The 18,032-nt window shown below is 73.4% G+C and carries 17 protein-coding genes; 9 read left to right on the top strand and 8 right to left on the bottom strand.

Annotated features, from left to right (window positions below):
• The 5 genes from MNY62_RS23175 to MNY62_RS23155 form a co-directional block, all read left to right on the top strand.
• Positions 1 to 448: M23 family metallopeptidase (locus MNY62_RS23175; RefSeq protein ID WP_242346712.1), on the top strand; the 448-nt coding region annotated here is incomplete at its 5' end.
• Between the two features lie 71 nt (positions 449 to 519).
• Positions 520 to 1,035, top strand: coding sequence for an adenine phosphoribosyltransferase (locus tag MNY62_RS23170; protein ID WP_242346711.1), 516 nt, complete (start codon positions 520 to 522; stop codon positions 1,033 to 1,035).
• Positions 1,036 to 1,074: 39 nt separating this feature from the next.
• Positions 1,075 to 1,920 (top strand): MBL fold metallo-hydrolase, encoded by an 846-nt coding sequence (locus MNY62_RS23165; RefSeq protein WP_242346710.1) that lies wholly within the window; start codon positions 1,075 to 1,077, stop codon positions 1,918 to 1,920.
• 76 nt (positions 1,921 to 1,996) lie between these two features.
• Positions 1,997 to 2,704 carry a ferredoxin reductase domain-containing protein gene (locus MNY62_RS23160; protein WP_242346709.1) on the top strand — a complete coding sequence of 236 codons (708 nt, stop codon included), beginning with the start codon at positions 1,997 to 1,999 and terminating at the stop codon, positions 2,702 to 2,704.
• Positions 2,705 to 2,713: 9 nt separating this feature from the next.
• A complete protein-coding gene (locus MNY62_RS23155) occupies positions 2,714 to 3,790 on the top strand; it encodes an AI-2E family transporter (RefSeq protein ID WP_242346708.1) in 1,077 nt (358 codons plus the stop codon).
• Between the two features lie 15 nt (positions 3,791 to 3,805).
• On the opposite strand, the gene MNY62_RS23150 is transcribed toward MNY62_RS23155, so the two are convergent.
• On the bottom strand, positions 3,806 to 4,054 hold the full coding sequence (locus MNY62_RS23150) for an Lrp/AsnC ligand binding domain-containing protein (RefSeq protein WP_242346707.1): 249 nt from the start codon (positions 4,052 to 4,054) through the stop codon (positions 3,806 to 3,808).
• A 91-nt stretch (positions 4,055 to 4,145) separates the two neighbouring features.
• Positions 4,146 to 5,072, bottom strand: a complete 927-nt coding sequence (locus MNY62_RS23145) for a DNA-3-methyladenine glycosylase family protein (RefSeq protein WP_242346706.1) — start codon at positions 5,070 to 5,072, stop codon at positions 4,146 to 4,148.
• Between MNY62_RS23145 and MNY62_RS23140 the strand changes: the two genes are divergently transcribed.
• The gene (locus tag MNY62_RS23140) at positions 5,025 to 5,444 is read left to right on the top strand and encodes a hypothetical protein (protein WP_242346705.1); all 420 of its coding nucleotides are present in this window, start codon (positions 5,025 to 5,027) and stop codon (positions 5,442 to 5,444) included. The two genes, MNY62_RS23145 and MNY62_RS23140, sit on opposite strands and share 48 nt — an antisense overlap.
• 476 nt (positions 5,445 to 5,920) lie before the next feature.
• On the opposite strand, the gene MNY62_RS23135 is transcribed toward MNY62_RS23140, so the two are convergent.
• Together MNY62_RS23135 and secA are read right to left on the bottom strand one after the other, a co-directional pair.
• Entirely contained in the window at positions 5,921 to 7,105 is a 1,185-nt protein-coding gene (locus MNY62_RS23135; protein ID WP_242346704.1) for a BamA/TamA family outer membrane protein, read from the bottom strand.
• 144 nt (positions 7,106 to 7,249) lie between these two features.
• Positions 7,250 to 10,069: a preprotein translocase subunit SecA gene (gene secA / locus MNY62_RS23130; protein ID WP_408629103.1), complete on the bottom strand. Its 2,820-nt coding sequence runs from the start codon at positions 10,067 to 10,069 to the stop codon at positions 7,250 to 7,252.
• A 167-nt stretch (positions 10,070 to 10,236) separates the two neighbouring features.
• Here secA and MNY62_RS23125 point away from each other — a divergent pair, with 167 nt between their 5' ends.
• Positions 10,237 to 10,917 (top strand): NlpC/P60 family protein, encoded by a 681-nt coding sequence (locus MNY62_RS23125; protein ID WP_242346702.1) that lies wholly within the window; start codon positions 10,237 to 10,239, stop codon positions 10,915 to 10,917.
• A gap of 32 nt (positions 10,918 to 10,949) precedes the next feature.
• Here the strand turns inward: MNY62_RS23125 and MNY62_RS23120 are convergent, their stop codons facing one another.
• The 3 genes from MNY62_RS23120 to recN all read right to left on the bottom strand — a co-directional run bounded on the left by MNY62_RS23120 (position 10,950) and on the right by recN (position 14,757).
• Complete coding sequence (locus MNY62_RS23120; protein ID WP_242346701.1) at positions 10,950 to 11,867, bottom strand: peptidoglycan DD-metalloendopeptidase family protein; 918 nt, start codon at positions 11,865 to 11,867, stop codon at positions 10,950 to 10,952.
• Between the two features lie 235 nt (positions 11,868 to 12,102).
• A complete protein-coding gene (locus MNY62_RS23115) occupies positions 12,103 to 12,888 on the bottom strand; it encodes a Stp1/IreP family PP2C-type Ser/Thr phosphatase (RefSeq protein ID WP_242346700.1) in 786 nt (261 codons plus the stop codon).
• A gap of 33 nt (positions 12,889 to 12,921) precedes the next feature.
• Positions 12,922 to 14,757, bottom strand: a complete 1,836-nt coding sequence (recN, locus tag MNY62_RS23110) for a DNA repair protein RecN (RefSeq protein WP_242346699.1) — start codon at positions 14,755 to 14,757, stop codon at positions 12,922 to 12,924.
• 164 nt (positions 14,758 to 14,921) lie between these two features.
• On the opposite strand from recN, the gene MNY62_RS23105 reads away from it, so the two are divergent.
• Positions 14,922 to 15,149, top strand: coding sequence for a hypothetical protein (locus tag MNY62_RS23105; RefSeq protein WP_242346698.1), 228 nt, complete (start codon positions 14,922 to 14,924; stop codon positions 15,147 to 15,149).
• A gap of 199 nt (positions 15,150 to 15,348) precedes the next feature.
• Here the strand turns inward: MNY62_RS23105 and MNY62_RS23100 are convergent, their stop codons facing one another.
• The gene (locus MNY62_RS23100) at positions 15,349 to 16,188 is read right to left on the bottom strand and encodes an NAD(+)/NADH kinase (protein WP_242346697.1); all 840 of its coding nucleotides are present in this window, start codon (positions 16,186 to 16,188) and stop codon (positions 15,349 to 15,351) included.
• A gap of 26 nt (positions 16,189 to 16,214) precedes the next feature.
• On the opposite strand from MNY62_RS23100, the gene MNY62_RS23095 reads away from it, so the two are divergent.
• The gene (locus MNY62_RS23095; RefSeq protein ID WP_242346696.1) at positions 16,215 to 17,537 is read left to right on the top strand and encodes a replication-associated recombination protein A; all 1,323 of its coding nucleotides are present in this window, start codon (positions 16,215 to 16,217) and stop codon (positions 17,535 to 17,537) included.
• Positions 17,538 to 18,032 lie beyond the last annotated feature (495 nt).

The raw sequence follows: 18,032 nt of genomic DNA, 5'->3' as shown, positions 1-18,032 counted from the left end.
GCGCGCCGCCCCACCGCCGCCGACGGCCCCCGGGCCGGCCCCGGCCCCGGCGCCTGCGACGCGCGGCCGCGGCGACGAAGGCGCGCCGCTCGCGTGGCCGCTCAAGGGCGTGCTCTACGGACGGTACGGGGTCCGCGCCGGACAGCGCCACGACGGCATCGACATCGCCGCGCCCGAGGGGGCGCCGGTCGCCGCGGCGGCCGACGGCGTCGTCATCTACGCGGGCGAGCAGCCCGGCTACGGCGCCATCGTCATCCTCAAGCACGCCGACGACCTCGTGACGCTCTACGCGCACAACTCACGCGTCCTCGTGAAGGACGGCCAGCAGGTCTCGCGCGGCGAGCCGATCGCACGCGTCGGCCAGACCGGCCGGACGACCGGGCCCCACCTCCACTTCGAGGTCCGAAAGGCCACCCGTCCGCGGAACCCGCTCCTGTTCCTGCCGTAGCGGCGGATCCGCCCGCCGCGTCGTCGCTCCAGCGACGATGCCCGCGCGGGGCCGTGGTAATGTCGGCGCCCATGGAAGCCGTCCGCGCCCGCATCCGAGACGTCCCCGACTTCCCTCAGAAGGGAGTCGTCTTCAAGGACATCACCCCGGTCCTCGCGGATCCGGCCACCTTCCGCGAGGTCATCGACGCGTTCGTCTCCCGCTGGAAGGACGAGCGCATCTCCAAGGTCGTGGGGATCGAGTCGCGCGGGTTCCTGTTCGCGGCGCCGCTCGCCTACGCGCTCGGCGCGGGGCTCACCATCGCGCGCAAGCCGGGCAAGCTCCCGTGGGAGACGATCCGCGAGGTCTACTCCCTCGAGTACGGCGAGAACGCGCTCGAGCTACACATCGACGCGGTCAAGGCCGGCGAGCGCGTCCTCGTGGTGGACGACGTGCTCGCGACGGGCGGCACCGCCGACGCGGTCGGACGGCTCGTGGCGCGCCAGGGCGCCCACCTCGTCGCCTACTCGTTCCTCGTCGAGCTCGGGTTCCTGGGCGGCGCGAAGCGGCTCGGCCGCGAGCACGTCCACGCGCTCCTCTCGTACTGACCGGCTGCCGGCGCGGTCCCTCCGGATTACAACCGGCAGGTGATCCCGCCGGCGCGCACGCTCAAGTTCCTCGGCACCGCCGGCGCGCGGTTCGTCGTCTCGACGCAGCTCCGCCACTCCGGCGGCCTCGTGTGGACGCTCGACGGCACGACCGTCTGGGTCGATCCCGGTCCGGGCGCGCTCGTGCGCGCGCTCGCGTCCCGGCCACGGGTCGATCCGGCCAAGATCGACGCGCTCGTCGTGACGCACCGGCACCTCGACCACGCGGGAGACGCGACCGCGATCGTCGAGGCGATGAGCAACGGGGGCTTCTCGCCGCGCGGGACGCTCCTCGCGCCGCGCGACGCGCTCGAGGACGAGCCGGTCGTGTTCCGCTACGCGCAGCGGTTCGTGGCGCGACGGCTCGTGCTCGCCGAGGGGAGCCGCCACGAGCTCGCGCCCGGCGTCTTCCTCGAGACGCCGCTCGCGCACGACCACGGGATCGAGACCTACGGCTACCGGCTGTCGGCGCCCGGATTCACGGCGGGTCACGTCGTGGACACGTTCTGGATGGACGCGTTGCCGCGCGCATACGCCGGCGTCGACCTGCTCGTCGTGAACACCACGCGCGAGCACGGCCGCGACCGGAAGTACCTCCACCTCGGCGCCGACGACGCGGAGGCGCTCGTGGGGGAGATCAAGCCCCGGGTCGCCGTGCTCACCCACCTCGGCATGCAGCTCGCGCGCGGGCGGGCGGAGGAGCTCGCGCTCGCGATCTCGGGGCGCACCGGCGTCCCGACGGTGGCGGCGCGCGACGGCTGGCTCCTCGACCTGGACGAGCTCGAGGCCGCGGCGACGCGCCGGCGCGTCCCGCCGCGCCGCCCGCGGGGAGATGACGCTCGGTGACACGCCCCTCCCGAGCCGTCCGGCCCCCGCCGCCTCGGACGCGCCGCGGCGCGCTCGCGGTGATAGGTTTCGCGCGATGACGGGCCCCACGCAGCACGCCGCCGTGCCGGTCCTCGAGGCCTGGGACGAGACCTCCGCCTTCCGGGGCGTGAGCGTCGCGCTGCCTCCCCCGCTCGCGGCGGCGCACGTGCGACCCGGCCAGGTGGTCAAGATCCGCACGGACGCCGGGGAGGGGTTCTTCGCGCTCGCGAGCGCGCCCGACCCGCGGGGAGTCGCCGACCTGCTCGTGAAGCGCGGCGGGCACGTCGCGGACGCGGTGATCGCGCGCGCGGTTCCCGGAGGCCACCTCGAGCTCACGCCTCCGTTCGGAAAGGGCTTCCCGGTCGCCGAGGCGGAGGGCAAGGACGTCCTCCTCTTCGCCGCCGGCTCCGCGATCGCGCCGGTCCGCGCGCTCGTGCAGCACATCGCGCGCGAGCGGGGCCGCTTCGGGCGGGTGACCCTGTTCTACGGCCAGCGGCTCGGCGCCGAGTTCGCGTACCTCGACGAGCACATGGCCTGGGAGCGCCACGGCGTGCGCGTGATCCTCTGCCGCTCCGCCGCCGACGACGCCTGGGTCGGGGTCCGCGGGCGAGTCCAGGACGTGGCGCGCTCGCTCGCGTTCGGCGGCGCCTCGCCCGGCGACGCGGTGGCGTTCGTCTCCGGGATGACGGCCATGGTGGAGGACGTGCGCCGCACGCTCGCCCAGGCGGGGATCCCGCCCGAGCGCGTTCACGCGAACTTCTAGGGACCCCGCATGCCCCCGCCCACCCACGCACGCGCGCTGCTCATCGCGATGCTCGTCGTCGCGATCGCGCTGATGTTCACGCTCATCTGGCCGTTCTGGGTCGCGTTCTTCCTCGCCGCCGTGCTCTCCGCGACGCTGCGGAGCCCGATGGAGTGGCTCACGCGCAAGCTGCGAGGGCGCCGGCAGATCGCCGCGACCCTCCTGACCCTCGCCGTGCTGCTCGCCGTGGTGCTGCCCGTGGCGGGGATCGGGACGTTCCTCGTCCGCCAGGTCCTCGACGGCATCGAGTGGCTGCGCAACCTCATCGCGAGCGAGGGCTTCGGCGGCCTCCTGACGCGGCTGCCGGAGCCGGTGGAGAACGCCGCGCGGCGGTTCTTCACGACGGTCCCGCAGCAGCAGCAGCAGATCCAGCGCATCGCCGAGCAGGGGCAGCAGGCGGCGGGCGTCGTCACCAGCGTGATCTCCGCCACCGGCACGGTCGTGTTCCAGACGGTCATGATGCTCATCGCGCTGTTCTTCATGCTCGTCGACGGCGCGCGCCTCGTCGCCTGGCTCGACCGCCACGTGCCGCTCCGGCCCGGGCTCCTGCGGGAGCTCATCGAGGAGTTCCGCAAGACGAGCGTCTCCGTCCTCACCGCGACGCTCGCGACCGCCGGGATCCAGACGGTGACCGCGCTCGTCGGCTACCTCATCGCCCGCGCACCGAACGTCATCTTCTTCACGCTCGCGACCTTCGTCATCGCGCTCGTCCCCGCGCTCGGCGCCACGGTCATGGTGGTCACCGTCGCGATCCTGCTGCTCGCGACCGGCCATCTCCTCGCCGGCGTGTTCCTGGCCGCGTGGGGCATCGGCTTCGTGTCGATCGTCGACAACGCGGTGCGGCCTTACCTGCTCAAGGGCGGCATGGAGCTGCACGGCGGGGTGGTGTTCTTCGCGCTGCTCGGCGGCCTCGCCGTGTTCGGCGGCATCGGGCTCGTGCTCGGCCCGCTGATCGTCACGTTTTTGCTCGCCGTCCTGAAGATGTACGAGCGCGAGTACGGGCGCGGCGTGACCTCGGAGCCGCCGGCGGAAGTGCGCCCGGGGTAGCGGCCCCGACCCCGATCACGCCGTCGGCTTGAACGCCCGGAACGCCAGCATCGTCACGGTGTGCGCGACGCCGGCGACCTTCTGCAGCCGGTCGGGGATGAGATCGCCGAACTCCTCGTAGCTGGGCGCGTACAGCTTCACGAGCAGGTCGTGCTCACCGGTGATCGAGTGCACCTCGGAGACGCCCTCGATCTCCATGATGGCGTTCGCGACCTCCTCGAGGCGCCCCAGCTCGCACTTCACGAGAACGAACGCAGCCTTCATCGCGGACCTCTCCGGTATGCGGGATCCGGGAGCGTTCTACCACGCCCGGCGCGGGCCGGGCCGCGGTCTCCCGGGAAGCGCGCCCCTCCGCTCACGGCCAGGCCGGCCGCTCGCCGTGCCAGTCGGCGGTCACCTCGAGCCACATGGCGAGCCCGGCGAACGGGCCGTACGGTGCGTACCAGCGGCGGAGCGCGCGGTCCGTCGGGACGCGGCGCCGGCCGCGCAGCGCCGCGAGCTTCGGCCGCGTCCAGGAGTCGAGGGCGAGGTGATCGTGCCGGCCGAGGAGCCGGAGCAGGTGCTCGGTCGCGTAGGGGCCGAAGCCCGCGAGGGTACGGAGGCGCCGCGCGAGCGCGTCGGTCGACTCGGTGGAGGCGCGCAGGGCCTCGAGGTCCAGCGCGCCCGAAGCCACGTCGCGCGCGAGCGCGCCGAGGAACGGCGCCCGGTAGCCGGCGCGGATCCCCTCGCGGTAGAAGCGTTCGGGCATCGCGGCCATGGCGGCGGGCGTCGGGAACGCGCGGGTGCCGAGCGGCGCCGCGGCGCCGAGCGCGTCGCACAGGCGCGTCACCATCGCGCGTGTGAGCCCCCACGAGCAGTTGGTGGTGCAGAGGGTCTTCACCGCGTCCTCGAACACGGTCGGCGAGCGGAGCAGCCGGCCCGCCCCGCGCGCCAGCGCCCAGCGCAGGTCGGGGAGATCCTTCCCCTCCCCCACGGCGCGCCGCGCCTCGAGCGCCGCCGCCCGCGCATAGAACCCGGACAGATCGTCGTCGAGGGCCAGGCAGTGGCGAAGCGCGGCCTGGGCCGCCCGCGCCTCCTCGCCCCCGAGCCGGCCCTCGGCGAAGGCGCGGAACGCGAGCCCGCCCTGCCCCTCCGCGACCTCCGCGTACGCCGTCCGGCCGCCGGGCAGGAGCAGCGGACGGCCGAGCACGCGGCGCTCGACGTCGTACCGCCAGGGCGGCAGGTCGTACCAGCCGTGGCTCCGCACGGTGAGATCGAGGTCGAAGGGCTCGGATACGCGCACGGGACGCTCCAGGCGAATAGGGAGCATCGGGACGCCGCGCGGGCAACTTCTTTCCGCGGTCAGGACCCCGACCCCCGACCCCCAGCCCCAGCCCCAGCCACAGACCCCGACCCCGACCCCGACCTCGACCCCGACCTCGACCCCGACCTCGACCCCGACCCCGACCTCGACCCCGACCTCGACCCCGACCTCGACCCCGACCTCGACCCCGACCTCGACCCCGACCTCGACCTCGACCTCGACCGCGACCTCGACCTCGACCTCGACCGCGACCGCAACGACCGACGCCGAGCCCTCCACCTCCCCCGCCAGCAGCGCGCCGCCCTACGTGGCGGGACCTCGCGCCCGCAGGCGGGCCACTGGACGCGGTAGGCACCGCCCCGACCCACGGACCGCAATGCAACGCGGTTGGCCACGGCGACCTCACCCATGCGCAGCCAGCGCCCGCAGCCCCGCGTTGCCGGCGGCGTCTGGCGGACGGCACCGCCCCCCGTACCTTGTCCCCGTCCATCGTGGCCCGCCGAGGACGTGAGGTCCCGTCCAGGCGGCGCGCCACGGTGACCTCACCAGCGGTGATCTCAGCAGAGGACGTGAGGTCCCGTCCAGGCGGCGCGCCAAGGTGACCTCACCAGCGGTGATCTCAGCAGAGGACGTGAAGTCCCGCGCAGGCGGCCCGCCACGGTGACCTCACCAACGGTGATCTCAGCCGAGGACGTGAGGCCCCCGGGGGCGCGCCACGGTGACCTCACCAGCGGTGATCTCAGCCGAGGACGTGAGGCCCCAGGCGGCGCGCCACGGTGACCTCACCAGCGGTGGCCTCGGCAGCGAACTCGACCTCGACCCCGCCCCTAGAACGCCTCCAGCACCAGCACGTACAGCTCGGGCCCCGCGGGCCCCGCGGCGACGTCGAGCCGGATGTTCGCGCCCTCGTCGGTGAGCCGCCAGCGCAGGCCCGCGCCGCCGGCGACCTTGATCGTGTCGAGCCCGAGGTCGCGCGGCGAGTGCGCGACCTCGCCGAGGGCGCCGAAGGCGGTGGCGGAGAGCCTCCCGCGAACGGGCACGCGCAGCTCGGCCTGCCCCGCCCAGGAGAGGCGATCGCGGTAGCGCCCCTCGCGGATCCCGCGCAGGAAGCGGGTCGAGCCGAGCCGCGGCAGCATCGTGAACGGCACGTCCCCGTTCGACCACTCGGCGATCCCCGCGAGGCCGAGGGTCCGGCCGCTGCCGAGCGGCAGGAACTTGCGCGCCTCGGCGAGGCCGCGCCCGAGCCCGCCGTGATCGCCCAGCGCGCGCGGGTAGAGCGTGTACCAGGCCTGCGCGTACGCGCCGCGCGAGGGCCAGAACGCGCTGTCGCGCGTGTCGAACGTGAGGCTCCCGCCCGCGCCCGCGCCGCGGAAGCCGCGCGCGCCCGGGACGCCGCCCGAGGCGAGGGCCCCGCCGGCCTCGAGGTCGCGGATCTCCTCGGCGCGGAAGTCGACGCGCGGGCCGGCGCGGAGGGCGGTGCCGGCGATGGGCCACTCCGCGACGAGATAGCCCTCCACCGTCCGCCGCGTGAACGGCTCGCGATCGCCCTCCGACGAGCGCGGGCCGAGGCCGTAGTAGACGTCGGGGAAGTGCAGCGCGCGCACGCGCCCCCCCACGAACACGCCGCCGCGCGTCGTGAGATCCCCGGCGACGTCGACCGAGCCCTGCCCCTCGAGCGTGTAGACGAGGGCGGCGAACACGGACGAGGCGCGCGGCGCGCCGCCCACGTGCAGGTGCAGCCCGCCCGTCGCGCCGAGCCCGAGCTTCGTCTCGGGCAGCCAGAACAGCACCGGCAGGGCGAACCCGCGAACACCGCCCGGCGGCGCGCGGACGCTCTCGGCGGCGGCCTTCGCGGCAGGCTCTGCCGGCGTCTCCGCGGACGCCGCTCCGGCGGCCGGATCGGTGGCGTGCGCTGCGGCGTCGGCGCCGCGGGCCTCCTCCGCGGCGCGCGCCGTGGAGGCCGCGCCGAGGGCGAGCGCGAGGAGCAGGGCGGAGGCGGAGCGGAGCTTCATTCGAAGGGGCGGCAGAGAGTAGCAGAGTCGGCGCCGGCCTCGCGGGGCGGGCGTCCGACCGGACGGCGCGGGCCCTGGAGACGGCGCGGCCCCCGCGCTCGGAGCGCGGAGGCCGTGTGTGTGGAACGGTGCGGGCGCGCGGCGCTACACCGCCGCCTCGGTCGCGCCGTGGCACTTCTTGTACTTCTTGCCCGATCCGCAGGGGCACGGGTCGTTCCGCCCGACCTTGGGCTGCGTGCGAACGACGGTCTCCTGCTTCGCGCGCGGCTTCTCCTCGCCGTCGCCGCCCTCGCCCGCCTCGGCGTGCGTCTCGGTGATCCGCTGCATCGCCCGGCGCTGGGCGGCGAGCCGCTTCTGCTCGATCTCCTCGGCGCTCTCCTGGCGGACGAGCTGGAGGCGGAGGAGGTTGCCGATGACGGCGCTCTTCACGCGCCAGGTCATCTGCACGAACATCTCGTAGCCTTCCTTCTTGTACTCCTGCTTCGGGTCCTTCTGGCCGTAGCCGCGCAGGCCGATGCCCTGGCGCAGGTGGTCCATCGAGAGCAGGTGGTCCTTCCACTGCTGGTCGATGGCCTGCAGGTAGAGCCACTGCTCGTAGCGGCGCAGGACCGAGATGCCCTCGGCGTCCGTGCCGAGCTCGGCCTCCTTCTGCCGGTAGGCCTTCTCGACCACCGCGAAGACCTGCTCCTCGATCTCGCGGCGCGCGTCGGCGGCCTTGCCGTTCGGCGGCGCGAACTTCATGTCGACGCCGAACTGCTCCTTCACCATCGCGGAGAGGCTGTCGAGGTTCCAGTCGGAGACGCGGTTCGGGCAGCTCGCGCCGACCATGTCGAGCACGAGATCCTCGAGGAGGTCGAGCACGTGCTCCCGCTGGTCCGCCCAGGTGAAGACCTGCTCGCGGCGGGTCTTCTTCTTCGTCTTCGGGTCCTCGTCGAACTCCACCACCGGCACGCCCGCCCCGAACCCGAGCACCCTGCGGCGCAGCCCGTAGATCGAGCGGCGCTGCTGGTTCATGACGTCGTCGTACTCGAGCAGGTTCTTCCGGATGTCGAAGTTGTGCGCCTCGACCTTCTTCTGCGCGCCCTCGATGGCCTTCGTGAGCCAGGGGTGCTCGATCTGCTCCCCGTCCTTCATGCCCATGCGGCTCATGAGCCCCTGGATCCGCTCGGATCCGAAGATGCGCATGAGCTCGTCCTCGAGGGACAGGTAGAAGATCGACGAGCCCGGGTCGCCCTGCCGGCCGGCGCGGCCGCGGAGCTGGTTGTCGATGCGGCGCGACTCGTGCCGCTCGGTGCCGACGATGTGCAGGCCGCCGAGCGCGACGACGTCCTCGTGCTCCGCCGCGGTCTGCTGACGGAGGCGCTCGGTCGTCTCCGCGATCCGCCGCGCCCATTCGGCCCGGCGCGCGAGGAACGCCTCCTCGGTCTCGCCGTCCATCGGCAGGTCGGGCTCCGGCCCGACCTCGTGCTTCGCCATCATCTCGGCGTTGCCGCCGAGGATGATGTCGGTGCCGCGGCCGGCCATGTTGGTCGAGATGGTGACGGAGCCCTTGCGGCCCGCCTGCGCCACGATCTCGGCCTCGCGCTGGTGGTGCTTCGCGTTGAGCACGTTGTGCGGGACGCCGCGGCGCTTCAGCAGGGTCGCGACCACCTCGCTCTTCGCCACCGACACCGTGCCGACGAGGACCGGCTGGCCCTTCTTGTGCCGCCCCTCGATCTCGTCGCAGAGGGCGTTGAACTTCTCGCCCTCCGTCTTGTAGACGACGTCCTCCGAGTCCTTGCGGACGTTGTGCTTGTTCGTGGGGACGACGACGACGTCGAGGTTGTAGGTCTTCGCGAACTCCTCCGCCTCGGTGTCCGCGGTGCCGGTCATGCCCGCGAGCTTCGAGTACATGCGGAAGTAGTTCTGGAAGGAGATCGTGGCGAGGGTCTGGTTCTCCGCCTCGATCTTCACCCCCTCCTTCGCCTCGACCGCCTGGTGCAGGCCGTCCGACCAGCGGCGGCCCGGCATGAGCCGGCCGGTGAACTCGTCGACGATGAGGACCTCGCCGTTCTTGACGACGTAGTCGACCTCGTTCCGGTAGAGGTGGTGCGCGCGCAGCGCCTGCTCCACGTGATGGAGCGTCTCGATGGCGTCGGGGTCGTACAGGTTCTGGATCCCGAGCTTCTTCTCCATCTTCTCGACGCCCGAGTCGCTCATCACGATCGTGCGGCTCTTCTCGTCGACCGTGAAGTCCTGGTCCCGGATCATCGAGGGGATGACCTGGTTCACCCGGTAGTACAGGTCCGACGACTCGTCGGAGGGCCCGGAGATGATGAGCGGGGTGCGGGCCTCGTCGATGAGGATCGAGTCCACCTCGTCGACGATCGCGAAGTTGAGCTCCCCCTGCACGTAGTCCTGCAGGCGGAACTTCATGTTGTCGCGGAGGTAGTCGAAGCCGAACTCGTTGTTCTGCCCGTAGGCGATGTCGGCGTGGTAGGCGTCCTGCCGCTCGCGGTCGGAGAGCCCGTGGACGATGACGCCCGTCGTGAGCCCGCAGAACCGGTAGAGGCGGCCCATCCACTCGGAGTCGCGGCGGGCGAGGTAGTCGTTCACCGTGACCACGTGGACGCCGCGGCCGGAGAGCGCGTTCAGCACGGAGGGCAGCGTCGCGACGAGGGTCTTCCCCTCGCCGGTCTTCATCTCGGCGATGCGTCCCGAGTGGAGCACCGCGCCGCCGATGAGCTGCACGTCGAAGTGGCGCATCCCGAGCGCGCGCACGCCCGCTTCACGGACGAGCGCGAACGCCTCGGGCATCAGCTCGTCGAGCGGCCGTCCCTTCTCGCGGACCTGCTGCTTCCACTCGGCGGTGAGCCGCGGGAAGTCGGCGTCGGTGAGCGCCTTCATCCGCGGCTCGAGCTCGTTCACGCGTGCGACGAGCGGCCGGAGCTTCTTCAGCTCCCGGTCGTTCTTGGTGCCGAGCATCTTCTTCAGGACGTAATTGACCACGGGGGCCCTCGAGCAAAAGAGACGGGGGCCCGCCGGATCGCAGCTCGGCGACAGGCGGGCGCCCCGTCTTACCCCGTTAGGTAACGACGCGCCACAGGATGTCAAACAAGGGAAGTTCCGGGCGGTTGGGGTATCTTCGGCGGGTGGCGCCCGCTCGCTCGGCCGCGCTCGCGCTCCTCGCGCTCGCCGCCTGCGCCGGCCCCGGCCGCGCGGGCAGGAACCCCTTCGCCGACGACGAGCTCCCCGTCCGCCTCGCGGGACGCGCCGCCTCGCTCGTCGGCCACGCCGGGCGCTTCGAGGTGGGCGGAGCGCGCCTGAACGCCGACTGCTCGGGGTTCGTCCAGGCGGTCTACGAGGCGGAGGGCGTGCCGCTCCTCCGGCTCGTGGCGACCGCGGCGCCGGGCGAGCGCTCGGGGGTGGCCGGGCTCTTCCGCGCGATGGAGCGGTACGGGACGGTCTTCGGCGGGGGCGGCGCGTGGCCCGCGCCCGGGGACCTCGTCTTCTTCCACGACACCTACGACCGGAACCGCAACGGCACGCGGGACGATCGCTTCACCCACGTCGGCGTCGTCGAGCGTGTCGAGCACGGCACGGTCGTCTTCCTGCACCGGGGCGGCAGCGCGGTCGTGCGCGGCGTGATGACGCCCGATCGTCCGCTGGAGCCCGCCGACGGCGACCGCGTCCTCAACAGCGCGATCCGCCAGAAGACGGCGCGGGGGGCGCGCGTGGACCTTCGGGACACGGCGCTCGCCGGCGCCCTGTTCGCCGGCTACGCCCGGCTCGATCCGCGCCGGATCCCGGCGGAGCTCCAGCCCGGCCGCTGAGGCCTGCCCGCGAGGCGCGCGAGGCCCCTCGTCTACTCGAGGATGAACTTGCGGGGGTTCTCCGGGATCCCGTTCACCCGCACCTCGTAGTGCAGGTGCGTCCCCGTCGAGCGGCCGGTGTTCCCGACCGCGGCGACCTTGTCCCCGCGCCGGACGTGCGAGCCCATCCGCACGAAGATCTCGGACAGGTGGCCGTAGCGGGTCTTCACGCCATAGCCGTGATCGATGACGAGGACCTTGCCGTAGCTCCCCTCGGTGCCGGCGAACACCACCGTGCCGTCGGAGGGCGTGTAGACGGGCTGCCCGTGCGGCGTCGCGATGTCGAGCCCGTGGTGCATCTTCCGCTCGGCGGTCCAGGGGTCGAGGCGCGTCCCGAAGTCGGAGGTCACCCACCCGCGCGCCGGCCAGATCGACGGCGTCGACGCGAGCAGGGAGCGCTGGTCGTCGAAGTACTCCTGCAGCTCGCGCAGGCTCTGCTCCTGGCGCGACGCCTCGGTCTCGAGCGAGGAGAGCTTGCCGGGCAGCGCCGTGAGGCTCGCCTCCGCCGCCGGGGCTGGACCGGGGATCTGCGCGTCGGCGTCCGTGTTGCCAACCGGGCCGATCGCGAGGTTCCGCTCGGGATCCTGGAGCTGCGTGACGGCGGTGCGGAGCTTCGCGTCGAACCGCTCGACGCGGTCGAGCGTCGCCGAGATGTGCGCCACCTTCTCCTGCACGAGCAGGATCTGCGAGCGCAGCTGCGCGTTCTCCTCCTTCAGGACCGCGTTCTCGGACGCCGACCCGAGGAGGGCGAAGTAGTGGCCGATGACGATGAGCGCGGCGAGCGCGACCGCCCCGCCACCGTAGGCGAGGTTCACGAGCCAGCGTCGCGGGACCCGGAACTTCCGGACCGCCTGCGAGTGGTCGCTCACCACGATGACGGTGAAGACCTGCGTCTTCGGAGGTGCGGCCATCCCGATAGAGCTCCGCGGCCCGCCCCTGGGCGCGCCGAGAAGCTAGCGACGCCACCGACGAGCCAGAACGCCAGCCCCGGGTGCTCGGGAGCTCGCGAAAGACCTTCAGACGGGTAACAGAGGGGTCGGCCGGCTGTCAAGCACGCGTCTTGCCTACACATTCACCTCGGGTCGCCTCGCGGAAGCGGGTGCGGCGCCCCCGCTGACTCGAGCGGCGCCGCGCCGGCGCCGGACTTCACGCGCCGGAAGGGTTCCCCGTCCGGAGGACGATCACGGTGATGTTGTCGTCGCCGCCGCGCGCGTTCGCCAGCCCGACGAGCCGCGCCGGGGCCTCGTCGAGCGGCGACTCGGAGACGATCCGGAGGATCTCGTCGTCCTCCACGAGGTTCGTGAGGCCGTCGCAGCAGACGACGATCGCGTCCCCGGAGGCGAGCGCGAACGCCATGACGTCCACCTTCACCTCGCGCTCGAACCCGACGGAGCGCGTGATGATGTTCTTGAAGCGGCTGTGCTTGGCCTCGTCCGCGGTGATCGCGCCGGCCTTCACCTGCTCGTTGACGAGGGAGTGGTCCTCCGAGACCTGCTGGATGCGACCCTCTCGAAGCAGGTAGCAGCGGCTGTCGCCGACGTGTGCGACGAAGGCGGACTGTCCATCGATGAGCACCGCCGTGGTGGTGGTCCCCATCCCCGCGAGCTCCGGGTCGGCCTGCGCAGCGGCGTAGATCACCGCGCAGGCCTGCTCGACCGCGCCGCGGAGGATGCCCGCCAGCGCGCTCGACTCTGCCGGGACGGGCGCGAACGCACCCGGCGTCCGCGCGCGCGCAGCCCGAACCGTCCGCTGGATGGTCTCGACCGCGAGGCGCGAGGCCGTGCCCCCGCCCGCATGCCCGCCCATGCCGTCCGCGACGACGTAGAGGTGCAGGCCGTCATCGACCAGCAGGGCGTCCTCGTTGTGGTCGCGACGACGGCCGACGTCGGTCAGGCCGTGGGCGGTGACGGAGAGCAGGACCGGTTGCACCACGCGTCGAGCGTAGCATCGGGGCGCACCCCGCGCCTAACGATCTCGGGCCTCCGCGCTCACGCGGCGCGCCGCCGCCCGGGCCGGCGCGGCGCGCCGGCCGCGCTCGGGGGTGGGCGCCCGGGCCGCCGCGATCAGGGCGCCGGCGTGCTCGATCGCGGAGTCGGTCACGGTCGCGCCCGCCATCATCCGGGCGATCTCCCCCCGGCGGGCTTCCTCGCTCTCGAGGAGCGCGACCGCCGTTGCGGTCCGACCGCCCGAGACGCGCTTCTCCACCCGGTGGTGGCGCTCGGCGAAGGCCGCTACCTGAGGGAGGTGGGTCACGCAGATGACCTGCCGCCCGCGGGCGACGTCGGCGAGCACGCGCCCCATCGCCTCCGCCACCGCCCCGCCGATCCCCGCGTCCACCTCGTCGAACACGTAGGTGGAGACGGGGTCTCTCCGGGCGAGCGTGCGCTTCACTGCGAGCAACACGCGCGAGAGCTCACCCCCGGAGGCCGTGCGCGCGAGCGGCCGGAGCGGCTCGCCCGGATTCGGCGCGATCCGGAGCTCCGCCCGCTCCGCGCCCGTCGGGCCGAGGAGCTTGCCGCCGACGTCGACGCCGACCTCGGGTGCAAGAAGAGCGATCTCGAGGCGGCAGCGGCCCATCGCGAGGCCGTCGAGCTCGCGCCGCACCGCCTCCGCGAACACGCGCGCCGCCTCGGTGCGCGCCCGCGTGAGGTCCGCGGCGAGCGCGAGCGCCTCCTTCGCGCGGGCGTCGATCTCGGCGCCCACCTCGCGCAGCCGCTCTCCGCCGCCGGAGACTCGCGCGAGCTCCTCCCGCATCGCCGCGCGCCGGGCGATCGCCGCATCGAGCGAGCCGCCGTGCTTGCGCGCGAGCGCGCGGAGCAGCTCGAGCCTGTCCTCCACGACCGCGAGCCGCTCGGGATCGCCGCCCACCGCGTCCCCGTAGCGGCCGAGCTCGCGCCCCGCCTCCTCGAGCTCGACGGCCGCCGAGCGGAGCAGCGCGAGCGGCGCCTCGAGGCGGCGGTCGAGGAGGCCGGCCTCGGCGAGGGCGCGCGCCGCCTGCGCCACCCGCTCCGACGCGCTCCCCTCCTCGCCGTAGGCGAGCGCTTCCGCGGCGCGCGCGGCGTCGCGGAGCTTCTCGGCCGAGGCGAGCACGCGCCGCTCGTCCTCGAGGGCCTCGAGCTCCCCGGGACGCGGATCTGCCGCGTCGAGCTCGCGGAGCTGGAAGGCGAGGTAGTCCGACCGCCGCGCCCGCTCGCCCTCGTCCGCGGCGAGCGACTCCCGCTCGCGGACGAGGGCGGCGAGCGCCGCGTGGGCGGCGCGGAACCGGAGGAGGGTCGGTTCCACGCCGCACAGCTCTGGCCCAGGCTCTCCTTGCGCGTGTCGAAGGCCCGCGAACGCGTCCAGGATCTCGGTGTGGGTCGTGGGATCGAGGAGCGACACGTGCTCGTGCTGGCCGGACACGTCGACGAGGCCGCGCAGCGCCTCCTCGAGCATCGACACCGTGCAGAGCGCGCCGTTCACGAACGCGCGCCCGCGGCCTCCGCGCGCCGCCACCCGCCGCACGAGGAGCTCAGCGCTCTCGCCCCCGGCCGGCCCTGCCCCCACGGGCAGTCCCACGTCCCTCAGGCGGGCGAGCACCCGGTGGTCGGGAGGCAGCTCGAAGAGCCCCTCCACGACCGCCTCCTCGGCCCCCTCGCGCAGGACCTCGGCGCTCATCCGTCCGCCGAGCACGAGGTGCAGCGCGTTCACGAGGATGGACTTCCCGGCCCCGGTCTCGCCGGTGAGGACGTTCAGCCCCGGGCCAAAGCGGACCTCGATCGCATCGACGATCGCGAAGCCCGAGATGCGCAGCGTCGTGAGCATGGCGCCATTGATCCACGGCTCCCTGACACTGCGCAAATTTTCAGTGGTACGGACGTTCGGGCGCCCGCTCCCCGAGCCGCCGAGCCCCACCGCCCGCGCAGTCCCGGCGAGGCGCCTTCCCGCGCCGCCGGCGGGGTGGGACGCTCGCGGGCACGGAGGACGTCATGACGATCCACGTGTCCGGGACGGTGCGCGTGCTGTTCGAGCGGCACGAGCTCGAGGTGCCGGGGGATCCGCCCGTGAAGGTTCCGGCGTTCCGCTGCCGCTGGTGCGACTTCACGGTCGTGACCGACGAGGCGAGCGCGCTGCCCGATCACGCGTGCGACGGCCCGGCCGCGTCGGAGACGTACCGGAACATCCCGCCGCCGCCGCTGTCGCACGCGCCCGCTTGAGAGAATCGGAGAGGCGTCGGCACGCCGCGAGCGGCCGCCTCACGAGGCGCACGAGGCCGGAGCCGAGGCGGGCTACCGCAGCGACGCGCGCCGAGGCGCCCCTCTCCTCGAAGCCGCGCCCAGCGGCGCCTGCAAGTACGCCGCAGGCGCAAGGAGCGAGGACGCCCGCCGCAGGGCCGGGATCGTGCGCCGAGCCGCCCTACCGCTCGCCCCAGCGGAGCTTCGCGCGCAGGATGCCGAAGTAGTCGAGGTTCGGGTTCCTGACGAGCAGGACCCGGTTCGCCGACTGCTTCACCTGCACGAGATCGCCCTTCGCGAGCCTGACGCCACGCTGCCCGTCGAGCGTGAGGTACACCTCGGAGTCGTTCATGAGGACGATCTGCACGGAGAGCTCGTCGGGCAGGACGATCGGTCGCTGCGTGAGCGTGTGCGGGCAGATGGGCGCGAGGATCACGCCGCGCATGGTGGGGTAGACGATGGGGCCGTTGGCGGCGAGCGCGTAGGCGGTCGAGCCGGTGGGCGTCGCGACGATGATGCCGTCCGCCTTGTACGTCGCGAGGTAGCCGCCTGCGCAGCGCGCGTCGAGCTCCGCCATCCGCGCGAGCGCGCCCTTGCCGATCACCACGTCGTTCAGCACCTCGGCGTCGACGTCGCGCTCGGGCCGGCCGCCGCGGTGCAGGTGGACGCGCAGCTTCATCCGCTCGGACACGAGCGCCTCGCCGGAGAGCACCCGCTCGAGCGCGGGGTACAGCTCGCCCTGCGGCACCTCGGTCATGAAGCCGAGGTTCCCCATGTTCACGCCGAGGATCGGCGCGGGCCGGCCACCGAGCAGCCGCGCCGCGTGGATGAGCGTGCCGTCGCCGCCGAGCACCACGACGAGGTCCGCGACGCGGCCGACCTCCCCCTCGTCGGTCACGACCTCGACGCCCTTCGAGCGGAGGAACTGCTCCACGAAGTGCGCCGTCTCCGACGCCTCCGCCGAGCTGACCTTGTGGACTAACCCCACGCGCCGCGGCACGGGACACGGATGGTCTTCCATGCCCGGCATTATATAAGCGGTTCGCCATGGACCTCTTCGATCGCGCGGCCGAGAAGGACGAAGGCGGAAAGCCGCTCGCCGAGCGGATGCGCCCCCGCCGCCTGGAGGACTTCGTCGGCCAGGAGCACGTGCTCGGAAAGGGCACCGCCCTCCGGCGCGCCCTCGAGGCGGACCAGGTGCCTTCGCTCATCCTGTGGGGCCCCCCCGGCACCGGGAAGACCACGCTCGCGCGCATCGTCGCGCAGCGGACCGGCACGGACTTCGTGCCGTTCAGCGCCGTGCTCGGCGGCGTCAAGGAGATCCGCGAGATCGTCGCGGCCGCGCGGGACCGGCGCCGGCTGCACCGGAAGCGCACGATCCTCTTCGTGGACGAGATCCACCGCTTCACCAAGGCGCAGCAGGACGCCTTCCTTCCCCACGTCGAGGACGGGACCATCACCCTCATCGGCGCGACCACCGAGAACCCCTCGTTCGAGGTGAACGCCGCGCTCCTGTCGCGCTGCCGCGTCGTCACGCTGCGCGCGCTCACCGAGGAGGAGGTCGGGGCGCTCCTCGACCGCGCTGCCGCGGCGCCCGGCGGGCTCGCGGGCGCCGTGTCGCTCGAGGCGGACGCGCGCGAGGCGCTCGCGCGCTACGCGTACGGCGACGCGCGCCGGGCGCTCAACGCCCTCGACGTCGCCGCCTCCGCCGTGCGGCTCGCCGGGCGGACCGCGGTGACGCGCGCCGACGCCGAGGAGGCGCTGCAGCAGCGCACCATCCTCTACGACAAGGCCGGCGAGCAGCACTACGACGTCGTCTCCGCGTTCATCAAGTCGCTGCGCGGCTCGGATCCCGACGCCGCCGTCTACTACATGGTGCGGATGCTGGAGGGCGGCGAGGATCCGCGCTTCGTCCTCCGCCGGATGGTGATCTTCGCCTCCGAGGACGTCGGCAACGCCGACCCGCAGGCGCTCCAGGTCGCGGTCGCGGCGCTCCAGGCGGTGGAGCTCGTGGGCCTGCCGGAGGGCGTCCTCACGATGAGCCAGGCCGCCGTCTACCTCGCGCTCGCCCCCAAGTCGAACGCGGCCCTCACCGCCTACGCGGCCGCGCGCCGGCTCGTGCAGGAGAAGGGCCCGCTGCCCGTCCCGCTCAAGCTTCGCAACGCGCCGACGAAGCTCATGCAGGGGCTCGGCTACGGCGGCGGGTACCGCTACCCCCACAACTTCGAGGGTCACTACGTGGCCGAGCAGTACCTCCCCGACGCGCTCCGCGGCGAGCGCATCGTGAGCCTCTCAGGCAACGGGCTCGAGAAGACGCTCGCGGAGCGACTGCGCGCGCTGCGCGGAGAGCCGGGGCCGGACGGTAAGTGAACGGGTCGGGGTCGGGGTCGGGGTCGGGGTCGGGGTCGGGGTCGGGGTCGGGGTCGAGGTCGGGGTCGAGGTCGAGGTCGGGGTCGGGGTCGGGGTCGAGGTCGAGGTCGAGGTCGAGGTCGAGGTCGAGGGTCGGGGTCGAGTCGGGGTCGAGTCGAGGTCGAGGTCGAGGTCGGGGTCGAGGTCGAGGTCGAGGTCGGGGTCGGGGTCGAGGTCGAGGTCGAGGTCGAGGTCGGGGTCGGGTTCGGGGTCGGGGTCGGGGTCGTTCTGGCCGACACCGCCGCGGTTGACGTCACCGTGGCGCGCCGCCTGGGCGGCACCTCACGTCCTCGGCGGGCCACGATGGACGGGGACAAGGTACGGGGGGTGGTGCCGTCCGCCAGACGCCGCCGGCAACGCGGGGCTGCGGGCGGGGGCTGCGCATGGGCGAGGTCGCCGTGGCCAACCGCGTTGCATTGCGGTCCGTGGGTCGGGGCGGTGCCTACCGCGTCCAGT

The organism is Anaeromyxobacter terrae (assembly GCF_022690685.1).
Classification (GTDB): domain Bacteria; phylum Myxococcota; class Myxococcia; order Myxococcales; family Anaeromyxobacteraceae; genus Anaeromyxobacter; species Anaeromyxobacter terrae.
This window is presented reverse-complemented; position numbering and strand designations above follow the sequence as displayed.